Source organism: Bradyrhizobium sp. URHA0013, assembly GCF_000518345.1.
Lineage (GTDB): Bacteria > Pseudomonadota > Alphaproteobacteria > Rhizobiales > Xanthobacteraceae > Bradyrhizobium.
This window is the reverse complement of sequence record NZ_JADK01000003.1, coordinates 1,081,565-1,099,171: the sequence shown is the minus strand read 5'-3', so window position 1 is coordinate 1,099,171 and position 17,607 is coordinate 1,081,565. Positions and strand designations below refer to the sequence as shown.

Annotated in this window: 15 protein-coding genes, 1 tRNA gene and 1 pseudogene; 5 read left to right on the top strand and 12 right to left on the bottom strand. The window is 63.1% G+C overall.

The genetic code is table 11. The features are described from left to right. The first annotated feature begins 42 nt into the window (after nucleotides 1-42). Both N551_RS0105360 and N551_RS0105355 read left to right on the top strand, forming a co-directional pair. The gene (locus tag N551_RS0105360; RefSeq protein WP_027566082.1) at nucleotides 43-591 is read left to right on the top strand and encodes a GNAT family N-acetyltransferase; all 549 of its coding nucleotides are present in this window, start codon (nucleotides 43-45) and stop codon (nucleotides 589-591) included. Nucleotides 592-648: 57 nt separating this feature from the next. Next, nucleotides 649-1,134 (top strand): Crp/Fnr family transcriptional regulator, encoded by a 486-nt coding sequence (locus tag N551_RS0105355; protein ID WP_027566081.1) that lies wholly within the window; start codon nucleotides 649-651, stop codon nucleotides 1,132-1,134. Here the strand turns inward: N551_RS0105355 and N551_RS0105350 are convergent. After that, nucleotides 1,073-1,900: a metallophosphoesterase gene (locus N551_RS0105350; protein WP_027566080.1), complete on the bottom strand. Its 828-nt coding sequence runs from the start codon at nucleotides 1,898-1,900 to the stop codon at nucleotides 1,073-1,075. The two genes, N551_RS0105355 and N551_RS0105350, sit on opposite strands and share 62 nt — an antisense overlap. Nucleotides 1,901-2,119: 219 nt before the next feature. Between N551_RS0105350 and N551_RS0105340 the strand changes: the two genes are divergently transcribed. After that, nucleotides 2,120-2,806: a DNA-3-methyladenine glycosylase I gene (locus N551_RS0105340; protein WP_027566079.1), complete on the top strand. Its 687-nt coding sequence runs from the start codon at nucleotides 2,120-2,122 to the stop codon at nucleotides 2,804-2,806. Nucleotides 2,807-3,046: 240 nt separating this feature from the next. After that, nucleotides 3,047-3,340: a hypothetical protein gene (locus N551_RS0105335; protein WP_007598221.1), complete on the top strand. Its 294-nt coding sequence runs from the start codon at nucleotides 3,047-3,049 to the stop codon at nucleotides 3,338-3,340. A gap of 115 nt (nucleotides 3,341-3,455) precedes the next feature. On the opposite strand, the gene dinB is transcribed toward N551_RS0105335, so the two are convergent. Then, the gene (dinB, locus tag N551_RS0105330; protein WP_027566078.1) at nucleotides 3,456-4,559 is read right to left on the bottom strand and encodes a DNA polymerase IV; all 1,104 of its coding nucleotides are present in this window, start codon (nucleotides 4,557-4,559) and stop codon (nucleotides 3,456-3,458) included. Nucleotides 4,560-4,681: 122 nt separating this feature from the next. Here dinB and N551_RS0105325 point away from each other — a divergent pair, with 122 nt between their 5' ends. Next, nucleotides 4,682-4,891, top strand: coding sequence for a hypothetical protein (locus N551_RS0105325; RefSeq protein ID WP_007616043.1), 210 nt, complete (start codon nucleotides 4,682-4,684; stop codon nucleotides 4,889-4,891). A gap of 34 nt (nucleotides 4,892-4,925) precedes the next feature. On the opposite strand, the pseudogene N551_RS0105320 reads toward N551_RS0105325, so the two are convergent. From N551_RS0105320 to N551_RS0105275, 10 genes and pseudogenes are all read right to left on the bottom strand, one after another. After that, nucleotides 4,926-5,197 (bottom strand): annotated as a pseudogene (locus N551_RS0105320) (DNA polymerase IV); the annotation flags it as partial. A 129-nt stretch (nucleotides 5,198-5,326) separates the two neighbouring features. Beyond that, nucleotides 5,327-7,177, bottom strand: coding sequence for an acyltransferase family protein (locus N551_RS0105315; RefSeq protein WP_035961115.1), 1,851 nt, complete (start codon nucleotides 7,175-7,177; stop codon nucleotides 5,327-5,329). A 782-nt stretch (nucleotides 7,178-7,959) separates the two neighbouring features. Further along, nucleotides 7,960-8,036 (bottom strand) — tRNA-Arg (locus N551_RS0105310). 74 nt (nucleotides 8,037-8,110) lie between these two features. Further along, nucleotides 8,111-9,166 (bottom strand): diguanylate cyclase, encoded by a 1,056-nt coding sequence (locus tag N551_RS0105305; protein ID WP_027566075.1) that lies wholly within the window; start codon nucleotides 9,164-9,166, stop codon nucleotides 8,111-8,113. A 1-nt stretch (nucleotide 9,167) separates the two neighbouring features. Beyond that, complete coding sequence (locus tag N551_RS0105300) at nucleotides 9,168-12,278, bottom strand: EAL domain-containing protein (protein WP_027566074.1); 3,111 nt, start codon at nucleotides 12,276-12,278, stop codon at nucleotides 9,168-9,170. Between the two features lie 136 nt (nucleotides 12,279-12,414). Then, nucleotides 12,415-13,500 carry a branched-chain amino acid ABC transporter permease gene (locus N551_RS0105295; RefSeq protein ID WP_027566073.1) on the bottom strand — a complete coding sequence of 362 codons (1,086 nt, stop codon included), beginning with the start codon at nucleotides 13,498-13,500 and terminating at the stop codon, nucleotides 12,415-12,417. Further along, nucleotides 13,497-14,507, bottom strand: coding sequence for a branched-chain amino acid ABC transporter permease (locus N551_RS0105290; RefSeq protein ID WP_027566072.1), 1,011 nt, complete (start codon nucleotides 14,505-14,507; stop codon nucleotides 13,497-13,499). The genes N551_RS0105295 and N551_RS0105290 overlap by 4 nt, the downstream gene beginning before the upstream one ends. Continuing rightward, on the bottom strand, nucleotides 14,504-15,226 hold the full coding sequence (locus N551_RS0105285) for an ABC transporter ATP-binding protein (protein ID WP_027566071.1): 723 nt from the start codon (nucleotides 15,224-15,226) through the stop codon (nucleotides 14,504-14,506). Before N551_RS0105285 ends, N551_RS0105290 begins: the two co-directional genes overlap by 4 nt. Then, nucleotides 15,223-16,014: an ABC transporter ATP-binding protein gene (locus tag N551_RS0105280; protein ID WP_027566070.1), complete on the bottom strand. Its 792-nt coding sequence runs from the start codon at nucleotides 16,012-16,014 to the stop codon at nucleotides 15,223-15,225. Before N551_RS0105280 ends, N551_RS0105285 begins: the two co-directional genes overlap by 4 nt. Before the next feature lie 215 nt (nucleotides 16,015-16,229). Further along, on the bottom strand, nucleotides 16,230-17,414 hold the full coding sequence (locus N551_RS0105275) for a substrate-binding domain-containing protein (protein ID WP_027566069.1): 1,185 nt from the start codon (nucleotides 17,412-17,414) through the stop codon (nucleotides 16,230-16,232). Nucleotides 17,415-17,607 lie beyond the last annotated feature (193 nt).

Here is a 17,607-nt window from a genome sequence, read left to right as displayed (position 1 = left end):
GGCTAGGTCTGCATTCGATGCAACCTGCCGAAAGCCTCGCGGATGTCACAGTCGTTGCTGGATGCCATTGTCGAGTCAGCCGAAGCCCACGCCACGGTCCGTATCAGGCCCGCCAGCGCGTCCGACGTCGAGAGCCTCTCGATCTATTTCACGAGCCTCTCCGCGACATCGCGCAACAAGCGCTTCATGGGCGCGCGGGCGGACATTGCCGTGGTCGCGGCCGAGTGCGTCGCCAGGACCAGCCATCCCGGTCATTTCACCCTGCTCGCCGAGATCAGGCAGGAGGGGCAAGGCACGATCATCGGCGAAACCAGATACGCCTACGATGCGGCTGCGCGGCATGGTGATTTCGCCATCTCTGTTGCCGATGGCTTTCAGCGCCAGGGCGTCGGCCTCCAGATGATGACGGCGATGGAGAGGCGCGCGAGCGATCTCGGTCACGAGATGATTGCAGCCGAGACCGCGCGCGTGAACGCCGAGATGCGCGGCCTTGCTAAGAAAGCGGGGTTGGAGGACACCGGTCTCGGAGACTGGCAGTCGGTCCATCTCGCCAAGCGTCTATCGCGGGTGCGCGGCTTGCCACAAATTTGAGCAAGCGCGCGACGCCGATCGTGCCCTAGTATCTCCCTGCGACGGAGCTTTGGTCGGATGCGCGCTGTTCTGGATTATTGCACCGGTGGGACGGAGCGGCAGGTTGCGGCCGGCACGCTGATCGTCGCCGAAGGCGGCACTACCGGTCATCTCTATGTGCTGATGCAGGGCAAGCTCGAAGTGCTCAAGGGCGAGATGGTGGTCGCCACGGTAACCGAGCCCGGTGCGGTGCTGGGTGAAATGTCTGTGCTGCTGGGGCAGCCGCACACTGCGACCGTACGGGCCTGCTCCGATTCCGTCGTCTACGAATTCGAGGACGCCGCCTCGTTCCTCAGGCAGGAGGCGGGCGTGGCACTTCTGATCGCCAAGATGCTGGCGCAGCGGCTCAATGTTGCCAACACCTATCTCGCCGATCTCAAGCAGCAATATGCCGGCCATGGCACGCATCTGGCCATGGTCGGCGAGGTGCTCCAGAGCATGATCAACCTGCCGCCGCTCGAGGTCTCGCCAGGCTCGGATCGGCAATCCGATCCAAGAATGTGAGCCAGTCGGGCGGCGCCTCGATCGGAGCGCCGGGCCGCTGCAGCGGCGCGCCAAGATCGATCCATTGCGCCTCGCCGGCCGCAAGCCAGAACGCCCTGTCGGCATCGAGGTCCAGCACGATGTATGTCGGCGGGCGGCCGGGTTGCAAACCGGTGTTGAAGACCCAGGTCTGGCCGAGCCGGTCGAACCACGAGCCATCGGTAATGAACGGCGATTGATGCACATGGCCCGAGATCACCATCGAGGGCTGGTACTGCATGATCCATTGCACCAGCTCGACGTCGCCGAAGAAACGCTTGCCGCCCCAGCTCGTCGGTGAATTCGCCGGCGGCGCGTGATGGATCCAGATCCAGCGCTGCGGCCGGCCGGCGGCGGCGGCGGCGAGCTGCGCGACGAGGCGTTGCTTGACCAGCGGCCCATCCCACCATGGGCACACCGTGAACAGCGTGTCGCCGACGGTGAGGCTGTCACCGTCGCAGGCAATCCCCAACTCGCGCACCTCCGAGATCCAGCGCGAGATCTTTTCGCCTTCCGCATTGCGCTCGTCGAGGTCGTGATTGCCGGAGCAGAGGATCACGCGGGTCTTCGCGGCGAGCAGGGCGAGGTACTTCTTCACCACCACGATCTGCGCGCGAAAATCCACCATCGAGCCGATGTCGAGCGCATCGCCGGCGAAGATCACGAGGTCGAATTGCGGAGCGGCGCTGACGAGCCAGTCGAGCTGAGGCAGCGAATAGTGCAGGTCGGCCACGACCAGGCAGCGCATCGGAAATCCAGGGGTGAGACGTCAAAATGCTCAGGGATTGCAAAATATCTGAACGCAAGAAGCAGACCAGCCGCATCTCTCGCCAATTCAATGCGGGCAGTATGCTGCGGCGCATTCGCGGGTGCAAGTATCGAAGCGTCGCCGGGCTGGACCGGATCATCGAATTCTGATGTCGTGGCGTATCCTCAACAACTCCTGTCCCCAACAGCTCGTCTTCCCATGACCTCCTTCAAGACCATTCGTGCGCGCGCCGAAAAACGCAAAGGCGGGCCCAAGGCGCTCGAAAAGCTGATGCCCGGAAAGCCCGACCTGAAGGGCCTCGCCAAACGCGGCGACGACCGTATCCTCGCGGAGATGACGAAGCGTGTGTTTTGTGCCGGCTTTGCCTGGAGCGTGATCGAGACGAAATGGGAGGGGTTCGAAGACGCCTTCCTGCGTTTCCAGCCGGCCAAGCTCACCTTCCAGCCCGAGGATTATTGGGAGGGCCTGATGCGCGACGCGCGCATCGTGCGCAACGGTGCCAAGATCATGTCGGTGCGCGACAACGCGGCCTTCGTCCAGGAGATCGCAAAAGAGCACGGCAGCTTCGGCAGGTTTCTGACGAAGTGGCCGCCGTCGGACCAGATCGGCCTGCTCGATCTCCTGAGCAAGCGCGGCAGCCGGTTGGGTGGCAATACCGGCCAGATGCTGCTGCGGTTCGTCGGCTGGGACGGCTTTGTGACGTCCAGGGACGTTGTGGCCTGTCTGCGCGATGCCGGTCTCGACATCGCCGAAGAGGTCAAGTCGAAGGGAGATCTGGCAAAAGTGCAGGCGCAGTTCAACGCCTGGGCCGAGGAGACCGGACTGTCCTACACATATCTGTCACGCATCTGCGCGCTGTCGGTTGGCGAGAACAGGAGCGAGTAGCGAATTCAGCTCTTGGAATTCAGCTTGGAATTCGGCTCTTGGGATGTCGAATCATGTGCATCCTGTGGCGATCTGGTGCCGCAAGCGCGGCAGACGCGACGCGCGATCACGAAATGCATTTCTCCGGAACATTTGTGCGCAGCACCTGTTCGGGAGATTGGGCCAGGCGAACATAGGCGCAGGGAACGTTCGCTTTGGCTTAGCTCAATGAAACCGACGTGACAAAAAACGGAGCAGCTCATGAAGCTCACATCCGAACAGGTGAAGCAGACCGTCAATCAGCTCGGCGCTCAGGTGCTGCCCGACGAGCATCCCGCCATGCCGCAGCTCAACAGCATGTTCGGCGAGCACACTTTCTTCGTCGATGAGACCGGGCTGAAGGTCGTCGAGCCTACGGCGCCCCCCGGCACCGAGCGCCAGAGCGGCGAAGTCGTCAGCCTCGCCGATTGGGGCGATTCCGAGCTGACACGCCTGATGGCGCACGAGCCCGAGCCGACCGGCGTGATCGTGGTGTTCGAACACGTGAGGCATTGATCGGGCCCAGCGGATCGACCTTCGGCGGCGAGTCTGAAAACCAGCCACCGTAGATTCGCGTGGCGAGCGCGCTCTACGTGGCTGTCTGCGTCCGCCGAAAGCCCGTCAGTTTGGTTCAGATGCCGAGAGTCAGCTGCGGCGGCTCCGCATCGTTCCCGGCCTGGAGGGACGACAGCGAGACCCCCAGCAGCCTGACGCTCTTGAGCAGCGGCATCTCGACTTCGAGCAGGCCGCAAGCCAGCCGCTCAACATCGTCCCGGCCTGCAATCGGCGAAAGAGCGGACCTGCTGCGCGTGATGATCTCGAAGTCGGCAAACTTGATCTTCAAGGTTACGGTGCGGCCACGGCTGCCCGTCGCCTCGCAATGGCGCCACACCTTGTCGACCAGCGGCTTGAGCTCGAGGACCAGCGCGTCGAATTCGGTGAGGTCGCTTGAGAACGTCGTCTCCGCGCCGATGGACTTGCGGACCCGGTTGGCCCGGACCGGCCGTTCGTCGACACCGCGCGAGATCCAGTAGTAATAGGCGCCCGACTTGCCGAAATTGGCATTCATGAACTCCAGCGTCTGACGACGAATATCGAGACCGGTGAATATGCCGAGCGCGTTCATCTTCGCGCCCGTGGCCGGGCCTATCCCATGGAATTTTCCGACGGGCAGCGTCTCGACGAAGGCCGGTCCCGTCTCCGGTGAGATCACGAACTGACCGTTGGGCTTGCGATGATCGGAGGCGAGCTTGGCCAGAAACTTGTTGTAGGAGATGCCGGCCGAAGCGTTGAGGCCCGTCTCGGCCTTGATCTTCTCGCGGATCTTGAGTGCAATGTCGCGCGCCAGCGGGATGCCTTGCAGGTTTTCGGTCACGTCGAGATAGGCCTCGTCGAGCGACAACGGCTCGATGGTGGGCGTATGCTCCGCGAAGATGTCGCGGATCTGCCTAGAGATTGCCTTGTAGACCTCGAAGCGCGGTTTGACGAAGACCAGATCGGGACATTGCCGCTTCGCCGTCACCGATGGCATGGCGGAGCGAACGCCGAACTCGCGGGCCTCATAGCTGGCGGCCGCGACGACGCCACGTTCCGCGGAGCCTCCGACCGCGACGGGCTTGCCGCGCAGGTCCGGATTGTCGCGCTGTTCCACGGACGCGTAGAAGGCATCCATGTCGATATGGATGATCTTGCGGACGGGCGAGGCCTCGCCGGCCACCGTGTCGGATTCGCTCATGGAAAGATGATACAATTGAGGGATTAGAAGCGCGAGGTGATGTGTGATTCACCGAGCAATCTCAGGCTTGTGAGTGGCAAGCATGGGCATGCGATCTAATATGAGGTCGCGGAGGACAGCCCATGCAATACAGCTCCGAACTCATTCGAACGATGCGTCAGGCGCTGGAGGCCGTGATGGCCAGCGTGCCGCCCGATCAGTCGGTCTTCGGCCTGAAGGCGGCTGTAGCCGAATGCATCCTGAAGGCGGCCGCACACGGCCAGACGTCGTACGATGGCCTGGTCACGTCGGCTTCCGACCAGGTCCAAGCGATCATCTCGATGCTGACATAAGCATGGGCTTGCGCTGAGCAGGCGATGATTCCGGCATCTTCGCGCCCGTGGCCGGGCCTATCCCATGGAATTGCCGACGGGCAGCCTCTCGACGAAGGCGGCTCCCATCTCCGGTGAGATCACGAACTGACCGTTCTTGCGATGATCGGAGGCGAGCTTGGCCAGAAACTTGTCGGGGATGCCGGCCGAAGCGTTGAGGCCGGTCTCGGTCTTGATCCTCTCGCGGATCCGGAGCGCAACGTCCCGCGCAAGCGGGATGCCTTGCAGGTTTTCCGTCACCTCGAGATAGGCCTCGTCGAGCGACAAGAGCATTCCGAGGCGGTTCACCGGTTTCTTCACTGCTGGCAGGGTAGCAACCTCACTCCGTTCCAGGAGGTTCCGGCGGGCGCGCTTGTCACCGAGGTGCTCGGGCAGCCCTCCTACGGGCCACCGCGACTACGATCCGCGTTTTCGCTCAATGACGAGTGGGACGATCTGTCGAGCAAGCCACGACGATCCCAGTTGCGTGAGATGTCCTTCGTCGAAATAGTACGGCGCTTCGTCCTCTCCTGCGAGGACGCAGACTCCCTTGGGACAGGATAGCTCCATCAAAGGCACGTACTTGACGTTGCCTGGAAGCCCCTGCGCAAACATCTCGCTCATCTTCCGCTCTGTCTCTGAACGATCCGACATCCGGATTGGCACCGACTTGTCTTCGCGGGCCAAGAATCGCGGCACCGGCTCGGCAAATATCGGAGTGTTCCCCAGCACCACAACTGTGCCGGCACTGGCACTTATCCTGATGAGGGTTTGCTTCAATAGATCCGGGTGAAAGACTTTCCAGAATGATGAGAGAATGACGATGCTAGGTTTGCGTGCCTCGATTAAGGCCACTATGCGGTCGTTGATGTCCCTGCAATATGGGCGTTCCTTAACGACATAACCGAGAATGGGCGGGCACGCCGAAGCGGTCAACTGCGACAACGAATATCCGGCAGCCTCGATCTCTCGGTTTAATCCGGCAAAGTGGTGTGCAGCGTGACTGTCGCCCCACAACAATGCCATGGGTCGATGGTAGCTCAGGCACTTCTGCATGGCGAAGTCTGCGTAACTCTGCTCGGGGTCCAGGAAGCATTCTTTGTGTCGGAATGACGCCAAAGGATCCTGTCCCTTTAGGTCGAGAATGTCGCGGGCCGCCTGTCGATAGCGGCCTTCAAAGCCGGCAGTCGCGAGAGCGGATATAGGGCCAAGGACAAAAAGGACAGCAGCGGCCGCAACGTAGGCCAGCCCGGATCGCCACCGTCCGAAGCGGATAGGTTTTTCAATCAGATGATAGGAAATAACCGCCAGCAGGATCGAGGTCGCGACGCTCGGCGCCATCAGCCAAGCGTCGCTCTTCGCAGGAAACGCCATTTTAGCAAAGACGATGACGGGCCAATGGGCCAGATACAGCGGATAAGAGAGCTTGCCGATGTAAACCATCACCGGTTGGCTCAATAGGCGCGAAAGCCGAGTGCCGGCATGGCCCGACCAGATGATCGCCGCGGCGGCGGCGCAGGGGAGCAAGGCCAAAAGCCCCGGGAATGGCGTTTGATCATTAAATAGAAAGAGGGTGGCGAAGAGCAGCGCGGCGCCAGACCAAGCCACGCGTTCCGCCGTTACCGGTGTCAGAATGAACGCGCGAAGCTGTGACAACAGGATGCCGATGATGAGTTCAAACATCCGGCTGTGGATCAGATAGAAGGCAGCTTCGGGCTTACTACTCAATTCAATTTGGGACCACGCGACGGAGCCGAGACCGAGCGCGGCAAGCGCGATCACCAGCCATCGCCAGGAGAGCCGGGCGAGGATCAGTGCCAGCACCGGGAAGCCAATATAGAACTGTTCTTCGACACCGAGCGACCACAGGTGCAGCAACGGTAGTTCGCTAGCCTGTTGCGCGAAATACTCGTTGGACTGATAGAAAAAGACGTTGGCAGCAAAGAGCAGCGACGCCATTGCCGATTTCGCAAACGCGACCATATCGCGTGGCGTCAGCAGGATGGACGCCACAGCAAAGGTCCAGAACAGGGTAAACAGCAGCGACGGCAGTATGCGCCGGGCCCGACGCTGATAGAACGCGGTAAAACTGAAGCTTCCGCTTGAAATTTCGTCCAGTACCATCCGTCCGATGAGAAAGCCGGAGATCACAAAGAAGACGTCAACGCCTATATAGCCACCAGGCAGAGCCGAGTTGAGATGGAATCCAATCACGGCCAAGACAGAGAAGGCTCTTAGGCCGTCGATGTCAGCCCTGTAGTTCGACACAGGCACCTCCAATGGCCAGGCTGGCGGATCAGTCGATTCTGCGCATGCATAGTGAGCTTCGTTTCAGATTGCTAGCCGTAAAGGATCTTTGGCAGATCAAAATCCCGGCCAACGTTCTGTCGATCGCGCCGTCGACTGTTCAATCGGCACGTAGAACTACAGATCGCCGTCCATAGAAGGCCGTAAATCGGCAGACGTCTGGCCGGTCCGTCAAATCAGCTACCATCAGCACAGACGGACGGGCGTGCCCCTCGGGCGACAGCACCATGCTTCCCGGGGGTGATCTTGGGGTAAACCGTCGGGACAAGTTCCTGCAGCTCGTCTCTCGGGCGAGCGAGCGGTATTGAATTTTTGAACGGCGGGTCTCGTCTCACGTCGTGTATCGCGCGCCTTATGAACAAGGCGCTCAAGTTTCTCGTCGTCTCTAAAGCGACCCTGGCGCGCCACAGTGCGGCGACCTGCAATGCAATCGAAAGCAGCTGCCTTCATCACTGTCGATGTGCGAGTCAAGGAGCGCGAGTAGATGCCTTGTCGACACGGCCGCCCCCTTTCCGCTGACGTTGCGCCGCTGCCCGTAAACGGGCAGAATCCTGCACTCCTGTTTACGTTGTAGCTGAGCGTCGCCGGCGGGCACCACCATTGGCACATGCTTCGCCTCGGAGATCCACCATCAGCCGCCGCACACGCGCTCGACCGCGGGAGGCTTCAAGCTGCAAAGTGTCGGTGCGCCTGTGGGGCTGACATGTAAGAGCAATCCTAAATCGACTAAGCCAATGATATTGTGGCGCACCCGACACGATTCGAACGTGTGACCTTTGCCTTCGGAGGGCAACGCTCTATCCAGCTGAGCTACGGGTGCTAGTCGAGGTTCATTTAGCCGATTGGCGAGGGGCGGGCAACCGCTTCCACCGTCTTCTGCGAGGCTGATTTGGGCTAGGCTGATTTACGGGCCGCGCGGCAAGGAACCGGTACGCCGTCTCGCCCGCGCTTGGCGAACTCGGCGAGCAGCCGTTCGGCACACATGATGCGGTTGCGGCCGAGCCGTTTGGCCGCATAGAGCGCCTCGTCCGCCGCGCCCAGCAGCCGGTCGGGGCTGTCGTCGGTTTCGTCCGGAATGTGGCTGGCGACGCCGACACTCAGGGTGACATGGTCGCCGGCCCCGATGGCGCCGTGGGTGACCCGCAAGGCCATCACGGCGCAGCGGATCTCGTCGGCGATGACGCAGGCGGCATCGCAATCCATGTCCGGCAGGATCAGCGCGAATTCCTCGCCGCCATAGCGGCTGGCGAGATCGAGCGGGCGCACGGCATGCCGGCTGACGACGGACGCGACCGCGCGCAGGCATTCGTCGCCGCTCTGATGGCCGTGGCGGTCGTTGAACAGCTTGAAATGATCGACGTCGACGAACAGCAGCGCCATCGGCTTCTGCGTCCGCTGGGCGCGGGCCCATTCGCTCATCAGCATCTGGTCGAACGCGCGACGGTTCGACAGGCCGGTCAGCCCGTCCTTGGTGGCAAGCTCCTTCAGGGCCATCTCGGCGCGCTTCTGGTCGGTGAGGTCGCGCAGCGTCTCCACCACCGCAATCAGATGGCCGGCTTCGTCGTGGATCGGGCCGGCGTCGATGGCGAGATAGAGCTGGCTGCCGAGCTTCGGCATCACGCACCAGTTCTCGGCACTGAAGCCGAGCCCGTTATGGCCGCGCGCGCCATACTCCGAATAGAACTCCGGAAGCTGTTCAGGGCGGTCGAGCGCGACAAGGTCGGCGAGGCAAGGGCGCCTGGTCTCGTAGAAAGCCTGCCAGTGCTTATTGGTGCCGATCACCTCGGAGGCGGCGACGCCGGTCAGCCGCTCGCAGGCTCTGTTCCAGATCACGACGCGGCGCCTGGGGTCGATCACGAAGGTCGGCACCACCAGATGCTGCATCAGCCGCACGGCATAGGAATCCGCAACGTCGACTGTCTTGGCTGACGTTTTCCCCGGCTTCGCCATGTCAGGCCACCGCCGCCACCGGCAAGGTATGGCTCGGGCCGAACAGCTTCCGCACTTCGCTGGCCGGCTTCGGTCTGCTGAAAAGATAACCCTGCATCTCCGTGCAGCCGAGCGCGCGCAGCATCTCGCGCTGCGCCTCGGTCTCGACGCCCTCCGCGACCGTGGTCATGTTGCTGGCGGCGGCGATGTTCACCACCGCCTGCACGATCACGGGCGCGCCGCTCGTCTCGGCGATATCGGCGACGAAGCAGCGGTCGATCTTGATCTTGTCGAACGGAAAGCGCTTCAGATAGCTGAGCGAGGAGTAGCCGGTGCCGAAATCGTCGAGCGCGATGCGCACGCCGATGGCGCGGAGCTGGTGCAAGATCGAGAGCGCCGCCTCGTCGTCGCGGATCAGCACGGCCTCGGTGATCTCGAGCTCGAGCCGGCACGGGGCAAGTCCGGAATCCGCGAGCGCGCCGGCGATCCGCAGTGCCAGCGTGTCGCATTTGAGCTGTACCGGCGAGACATTGACCGCGACGCGCACATGCGCCGGCCAGGTCGCGGCCTCGTTGCAGGCCGTGCGCAGCACCCAGTCGCCGAGCTCGTTGATCAGGCCGGTGTCCTCGGCAATCGGGATGAACTCCGCCGGCGACACCATGCCGCGCTCGGGATGCCGCCAGCGCAGCAGCGCCTCGCAACCCGTGACATCGTTAGTGCGCAGGTCGACCAGCGGCTGATAGTGGATATCGAAGCCGCCGTTCACCAGGGCCTGGCGCAGATCCTGCTCCAGGCTCAGGCGCGCCTTGGCGCTCGCATCCATCTCCGGCTCGAAGAAGCGGTGGGTGCGGCGTCCCTCGGCCTTGGCGCCGTACATCGCGAGGTCGGCATTCTTGATGAGCTGGTCGAGATCGGTGCCGTCCTGCGGCGCCATCGCGATGCCGATGCTGGCGTCGGTCGAGAGCTGATGACCGAAGCAATGATAGGGCCGGCGGATCGCCTCGAAGATTCGCGTCACGAATGACACCACGTTGGCGGACGACTCGATCCCGGTCTGGATCACCGCGAATTCGTCGCCGCCGAGCCGCGCGATCAGGTCGCCCTGTCCGAGGCAGCCGCGGATGCGGGCCGCGATTCCCTTCAACAGTTCGTCGCCGACGTGATGACCGAGCGAATCGTTGATGCCTTTGAATTCGTCGACGTCGATATAGAGTAGCGCGAACTGGCTGCCGCCGCCGACCTTCTCAAGTTCGCGCTCGATCTGCTCGCGGAATAGCGTCCGGTTCGGCAGGTCGGTGAGCGCATCGTAATGCGCCATATGCGCGATCTTCTCGTCGGCGCGCCGCCGTTCGGTGACATCCTCGACGACGTTGATGAGGTAACGCGGCTCGCCGGATTCGTCGCGGATTCGGATCCGGGTCGAGGTGATGTAGCGTAGCCCCTTGGCCTGGCTCTGCCAGGCATGTTCGTCCTTGAACAATCCCTCGGCCGCCTTCAGCGCCTTGCTGTCGTCGTCGGTGACGACCCTGGCGGTAGCTTCCGGGTACATGTCGAACGGAGTCTTGCCGACGATGTGATCACCTGATTGGCCGAATTGCTCTTCGGCGGTCCGGTTGACCAGCAGATATCGCCGCGTTTGAGCATCCTTCACCGTGATCTGCGACGGGATGTGATCGATGATCTCGCGCAGGAACATGTAGTTGCGGTCGCGTTCCTGCTCCAGCTTGCGGCGCTCGGTGATGTCTTCGATCGTGGCCACCCATCCGCCCTGCGCGAGCGGAGTGTTGATGACCTGAAAGGCGCGGCCACTCGGCAAGTGATGGCTTCTGGTGGAGACCGTGCCTTCCGCGACGATCCTCATGACGTCGGCGCAAAATGCCTCGACATCGCCGTCGAACGCGCCGCGCTCCTTGCGATGATGCATCGCCTCGCGGATGTGACAGCCGGGCTTGATGACATCGTGAGAGAGGCCGAACATGTCGGCGTAGCGGCGGTTGCAGGTGACGATGTAGCCGGCGGCGTCGTACAGGATCAGCCCCTGCGACATGTTGTTCAGGGCGGTGTCGAGCCGGCCCCGCTCCGCTTCCAGCCGCTGCTGCGCCTCGCGGTTCTGCCGGTTGATCTGGCGAACGATCAGGAACAGGATCAGCGCAATCACTGAGGCCGAAAGCGCGGCGGTGGTGACCATGAAACCGGTCTGCTGCCGCCAGTCGGCCAGCGCGGAGCTCGTGGTGTTGGTCGCGACGATGACCAGCGGGAAATGCGAAAGCGAGGCCCCGGAGCCGAGGCGATCCTCGCCGTCGATCGGGCCCTTGACGCGCAGGGTGTGCCGGCCGCCTTCGGCCAGCATCTTGCGCATCAGCGGCGCGTCCTTGAAGTCCCTGCCGATCAGCTCTTCGACATGCGGATAGCGCGACAGCATCTTGCCATTGCGGTCGAACAGCGAAATCGCCGTGCCCTCCGCAAGCGCAACGGATGCGAAATAGTTCTGATAGCTGTCCGGATCGATCCGGCGGACCATCGTGCCGAAGAAGCTGCCGTCCACGCCGTTCAGCCGGCGCGCGACGACCGTGGTCCATTTGCCGATGATGAAGCTGCGAACCGACTCCAGAATCACTGGTTCGGCCATCGGATTCGATTTGAAGGTCTGAAAATAGGCGCGCGAGGAGACGTTGATCTTGGGCAGCGGCTGGGCCCGCGACCAGTTGATCAGTTCGCCGTCGGCATCGTAGATCGCGATGTCGCCGAGGTAAGACACGGAGCTGATCTTGCTCCGCAGCATCTGGTTCGTCGCGGGTCCGGACATGCGCTCGCGGAACATCGCGGCCGAACTGATCTCCGGCAGGTTCATCTGCCCGATCACGTCGGCGGCGACGACGTCGGAATCTTCAAATTGCTGATCGAAGTGCCGCGCGATCAGCTGCACCGTATTTTCCAGCTCGCGCTCGCGGTTGGCCAGGGTACGTTCGCGAAATTCGCCGACGGCCATGGCGGTCACCGCGAAGATCCCCGCGACCAGCAACACGCCGCACAAAGTGAGCCACAGCACCGGTCCGCGCCGAATCGCTGCCTCCCAGCCGTGCTTCGCGGCTAGGAACATTCCGGCTGCAATCCTTGCAAAGACCTGGCGCATTCCCCCTCCCTGAAGGGACAGGGATACACCACACAAATGGCGTAAAGCTTAGGAAAGCCAGTTACCTGAGCGTTAATCTCGTTGCGTGATCGCAGTCGCGTCCAGCGAGTTGCCGCGCTGCATCATGAATCGTGCGTTAATGCGAGCTGCCCGCGCTCTTGTCGCCGCCGAGATTGCGCAGCCGTCCGACCACGCCGGTCGGAAAGAAGTAGACGCTGGCGATGAAGAGCAGCCCGAGCCACAGCAGCCAGCGGTCCGGATGCAACAGCCCCGGCAGCAGCGGCAGACCGGCTTCCGACGCCGCCTTGGAGGCGACGCCCATCAGCGCCTGCAGATAGTTCTGGGCGAGAATGAAGATGGTGGCGCCGATGATCGCGCCGTAGATCGTGCCCATGCCGCCGATCACGACCATCAGGAGAATGTCCAGCATGATCGAGAAGCTGAGCGAGGTATCGGGGCCGGCATAACGCAGCCACAATGCATTGAGAATGCCGGCGCCGGCGGCGACCAGTGCGGCGATGCAGTTGGCGTAGCTCAGGTGGAAGACGGTGCGGAAGCCGAGCGCCTCGGCGCGGAAGCGGTTCTCGCGGATAGCCTGCAGCACGCGCCCGAACGGCGAATTCACCACCCGCAGCAATGCGAGGATCATCAGGGCCGAGACGGCGAACACCAGATAGTAGGTCAGGATGCGGCCGTTGACTTCGAATCCCAGCACGTTCCTGGAGATCAGCACCGTGCCGGGCCTGAGCAGCTCGGGCAGCTGAAAGCTGCGGCCATCTTCGCCGCCGGTCAGCCAGGACAGCTGCGAGGCCAGCACCTGGAAGGCGGATGCAACCGCGAGCGTGATCATGGCGAAAAAGATCGCGGCGACCCGCAGCGAGAACAGTCCGATCGCAAGTGCAAGCAGTGCGGCAAGCGGCAGGCCGATCACGATGCCGGTTGCAACCGCACCCCAATTCGGGCCCATCCCGTACAGCGCGATCGCGATCGCGTAGCTGCCGATCCCGTAGAACATGGTGTGTGCGAACGACACCGAGCCGGTATAGCCGAGCAGCAAATCGTAGGAGGCGACCAGCGCGGCGAAGACGCAGATCTTGGCCGCGACGTTCAGCGCCTTCGCCCCGGGGAACAGGAACGGCGTCGCCACCAGCGCCAGGATGATGAGGACGAGAACGAGCGTGAGCACGCGGCTGCGCGGCGGATCGCCTGACAGGATCATCATCGGCTGGTCACCGCATAAAGGCCGCGCGGCCGCCACATCAGAATGGCGACCATCAGCAGGATGTTGGAGACGAGGGCGAGCTTCGGCACCAGGAAGCCACCGTAATTGGCAATCATCGCCACCAGGATCGCGCCGATGAAGCAGCCGCCGATCGAGCCGAGGCCGCCGATGATGACGACGATGAAGATCAGGACGGTGAGGTCGTCGCTCATGGAGGCGTGAACCTGCTCGCGATACAGCGCCCACATCACGCCGCCGAGGCCGGCCAGCGCCGACCCCGTCATGAACACGCCGAGGAACAGGCGGCGAATGCGATAGCCGAGCGCCTCGACCATCTCGCGGTTCTCGACGCCGGCGCGGATCAGAAGCCCGAGCTTGGTCCGGTTGAGCACGAGCTGGATCGCGATGAAGACGGCAAGGCCGATCAGCGTCGCCAGCACGCGGTATTTCGCGATCGCGACGTCGCCGAGGATGAAGGAGCCGCGCAACGACGTCGGCAGGGGCGTCGGGATGATCTGCGGCCCCCACACCGCATACAGCGTCTGCTCGGCGACGATCAGGCCGCCCGTCGTCATCAGGATCTGCTTTAGATGCTGGCCGTAGACGGGCAGGATCAGCACCCGCTCGACAATCAGGCCGAGCGCGCCGGAGACCGCCATCGACAGCAATGCCGCCGGCGCCAGCACCGCGAGGTTGATCCACAGCGAATCCGCCTGGAGGGAAGCGGCGAACGGCGCCAGCACCAGGGTCGCGACGTAGGCCCCGACCGCGATGAAGGCGCCATGGCCGAAATTGAGCACGTCCATCAAGCCGAACACGAGCGTGAGCCCGGAGGCCATGATGAAGATCATCATGCCCATCGCGAGGCTCGCGGCCGTCAGCGTCAGCCAGGTGCTGGGGGAGCCGATCAGCGGGATCATCACGAGGGCGACGGCGATCGGCAGCAGGATCGGCGCGATGTCGCGCTTCGGCTTCGGCAGCGGATCGGTTGCGGCGAGCTCGGTCATTGATGCGTCTCCAGGCTCAGGCCGAGCAGCCGCTCCTGCAGCGGCACGTCGGAGGCCAAGGCCGCCATCTCGCCGCGATGAACGATGGTGCCGTTGTCCATCACCAGCACGTTGTCGCCGAGCTCGCGGGCGGCAAAGAAATTCTGCTCGACCATCAGGATCGTGGCGCCCTTGCGCTTGATCTCCTTCAGGCACTCGATCAGCGCCATCACGATCGCTGGAGCCAGTCCCTTGGTCGGCTCGTCAATCAGCAGGAGCTTGCGCGGTTCGACGATGGCGCGGGCAATCGACAACATCTGCTTCTGTCCGCCCGAGAGACTTCCCGCGCGCGACAGCCAGAACCGGCGCAGCGCCGGGAAGAAGCCAAAAATCCAGTCGAGCTGGGCGTCATCGAGCGGCCCGGCGCGCGCCGCCAACACCAGGTTCTCCTTCACCGTGAGGTCGGAAAACACTGCCATGCTCTCCGGCACGTAGCCGACGCCGAGCCGCGCGATGTCGGGCGTCGCACGGCTCTCGATGCGCTCGCCGGCGAGGCTGATCTCGCCGGAGGAAGCCTGCCAGAGGCCCATGATGGTGCGCAACGTCGTGGTCTTGCCGGCGCCATTGCGGCCGAGCAGCATCGTGGTCTGCCCCTGCGCGACAGCGAGGTCGATGCCCTGGAGGATGTGATAGCGGCCGATATGGGTGTGCACGCCGGAGAGCCTCAACAGATCGGTCATGCTGCGCCCCCTGCAACTTTATTCCCTTCAGATGTCTTGGGCGCGACACCGAGATAGGCTTCCTGCACGATCGGTGACGCGATCACTTCGGCCGGCGGACCGTCGGCCACGAGCTGCCCGTTATGCAGCACGATGATGCGGTCGGCGAGCGATCGGACGACGTCCATCTTGTGCTCGACCAGGAGAATGATCCTGCTCTTGTCCTGCTTGAGCTGCGCGATCAGGTTCAGCACGACCGGGACCTCGTCGATGCTCATGCCTGCGGTCGGCTCGTCGAACATGAAAATCTTCGGTTCGAGCGCCATCATCAGCGCGACCTCGAGCTTGCGCTGATCGCCATGCGACAGTGCGGTCGCGGCGACGCCACGGCGGCCGCCGAGCGCGACCTGATCCAGGATAGCATCGGCGCGGGCGATCAGATCGCGGCGGACCGTCCAGGGCCGCAGCATGTCGTAGTGAGTGCCGTTGGCGGCCTGCACGGCAAGGCGCACGTTCTCCTCCACCGAGAGGTTCGGAAAGAGGCTTGTGAGCTGGAACGCGCGCCCGAGGCCCGCGCGCGTCCGCATCGGCGCGGAATGTTGGGTGATGTCGGTGCCATCGAACAGAATGCTGCCGCTCGATGCGCGGAGCTGGCCGGAGATCAGGTTGAAATAAGTCGTCTTGCCGGCGCCGTTCGGGCCGACGATCGCGGTGAGCTCGCCCGGGCGGAAGCTGCAGGTGACGCTGTTGACCGCGACATGGCCGCCGAAGCGGATGGTGAGGTCGCGGGTTTCGAGAGTCAGCGTCATGGGTCTGGCAATGATGAGAGGAGAACTTGTCCGCGATCACGCTGCGCTGCCTCCCCCGCTTGCGGGAGAGGCACAGGCGGCCTACGGCCGCCGTTCTTGAAAGAACGCCGATGCGGAGCATCGGCTACTGCGAGGGTGTCTCCGCAATCGAGAACCCCCAGAAGGACAGAGCCCTCTCCCGGCCTCTCCGGCAAGCGGGAGAGGTGGAGAAGCACCTAGCGCTTGTTCTTGATCGGAACGTTCATGTCCTCGATCTTCAGCTCGCGCACCGGCTCGAGCACGGCCCAGGCGACGTTCGGATCGACCTTGACCTTGAAGTGATACATGCTCTGGAGCGCCTGATGGTCTTCCTTGCGGAACATCATCTTGCCCTTCGGCGTGTCGAACTCCAGGCCTTCCATGGCCGTGATCAGCTTCTCGGTGTCGGTCGACTTCGCCTTGGTGACGGCGGCGACGACGGACATCGCGGCGGCGAACCCGCCCGCGGTGAAGAAGTCCGGCGGCGCGTTGAAGCGCTTCTGGTGCTCGGCGACGAACCAATCATTCACAGGGTTCTTCGGGATCGCGTAGAAATAATAGGTCGCGCCTTCCATGCCGGGCAGGCCCTTGTAGGCGGCGAGCGCCGGCAGGATGTTGCCGCCGGTGGACAGTTCGATGCCGTAGCGCTTCGGATCCATGTCCTGGAGTTTTGCCAACGGATTGCCGGCGCCGGCCCAGATCACCCAGATCACCTTGCGGCCCGGCTTGTCCTTCAGCGCGTCGAACAGGCGCTGGCCAACCGCGGTGAAGTCGGTGGTGGAGGTCGGGGCATATTCTTCGGCGGCGAGCGTCGCGCCGGTCTTGCCGAGCGCCTCCTTGAAGGCGGCGACGCCGTCGCGGCCGAAGGCGTAGTCCTGCGCCAGCGTCGCGACGGTGACGCCCTGCTTGCCGATCGCGACCGCGTTCGAAATCGCGTCCTGCGACGAGTTGCGCGCGGTGCGGAAGATGTAGCGATTCCACTTCTCGCCGGTAATCTGGTCCGCGACCGCGGGCTCGACGATCAGGATCTTCTTGTTCTCCTCGGCGACGGGCAGGATCGCGAGTGCCGCGGCCGACGAGGTCGTGCCGATCGCGATGTCGGCCTTGTCGTCCTGATAGGCTTCCGCGAGAGCGGCCTTGGAGAGATCCGGCTTGCCCTGGTCGTCCTTGGTGATGACGACGATCTTGCGCCCGTCGAGCGTCATGGTGCCCTTGGTGGCGTATTCAAAACCCATCTGCAGGCCGGTCTCGGTCTGCTTGGCATAGGCCTCGAGCGGGCCGGTCTTGCCGTAGATCAGCGCGACCTTGAGATCGTCTGCCTGTGCGGAGGTGCCCACGGCGAGGGCGAGGATGGTTGTTGCTAAGATGAGCGATCGACGCACGGTGGTCCCTCCTGATGAATTCTTTGGCCATAGCGATTTGCACAACCGTGCGGACATTGCAATTCCACCTTCCGGCAGACCACGCGACGGGCATGTGTGACATTGTCCCGGCCCGGCCGCGCCGGATCGCTTCTGCCGAGGAAATCGGCAGATGCAATTATGACCTCACCCGTGGAACGGGTTGCTCAGGCTT

Bases quoted from the DNA above. Each gene is read 5' to 3' on its own strand.
- N551_RS0105305 (WP_027566075.1), bottom strand. From the start codon at position 9,166: ATGGCGAAGCCGGGGAAAACGTCAGCCAAGACAGTCGACGTTGCGGAT.
- N551_RS0105280 (WP_027566070.1), bottom strand. From the start codon at position 16,014: ATGACGCTGACTCTCGAAACCCGCGACCTCACCATCCGCTTCGGCGGC.
- N551_RS0105300 (WP_027566074.1), bottom strand. From the start codon at position 12,278: ATGCGCCAGGTCTTTGCAAGGATTGCAGCCGGAATGTTCCTAGCCGCG.
- dinB (WP_027566078.1), bottom strand. From the start codon at position 4,559: ATGAGCGAATCCGACACGGTGGCCGGCGAGGCCTCGCCCGTCCGCAAG.
- N551_RS0105340 (WP_027566079.1), top strand. From the start codon at position 2,120: ATGACCTCCTTCAAGACCATTCGTGCGCGCGCCGAAAAACGCAAAGGC.
- N551_RS0105350 (WP_027566080.1), bottom strand. From the start codon at position 1,900: ATGCGCTGCCTGGTCGTGGCCGACCTGCACTATTCGCTGCCTCAGCTC.
- N551_RS0105325 (WP_007616043.1), top strand. From the start codon at position 4,682: ATGCAATACAGCTCCGAACTCATTCGAACGATGCGTCAGGCGCTGGAG.
- N551_RS0105335 (WP_007598221.1), top strand. From the start codon at position 3,047: ATGAAGCTCACATCCGAACAGGTGAAGCAGACCGTCAATCAGCTCGGC.
- N551_RS0105360 (WP_027566082.1), top strand. From the start codon at position 43: ATGTCACAGTCGTTGCTGGATGCCATTGTCGAGTCAGCCGAAGCCCAC.
- N551_RS0105295 (WP_027566073.1), bottom strand. From the start codon at position 13,500: ATGATGATCCTGTCAGGCGATCCGCCGCGCAGCCGCGTGCTCACGCTC.
- N551_RS0105285 (WP_027566071.1), bottom strand. From the start codon at position 15,226: ATGACCGATCTGTTGAGGCTCTCCGGCGTGCACACCCATATCGGCCGC.
- N551_RS0105290 (WP_027566072.1), bottom strand. From the start codon at position 14,507: ATGACCGAGCTCGCCGCAACCGATCCGCTGCCGAAGCCGAAGCGCGAC.
- N551_RS0105355 (WP_027566081.1), top strand. From the start codon at position 649: ATGCGCGCTGTTCTGGATTATTGCACCGGTGGGACGGAGCGGCAGGTT.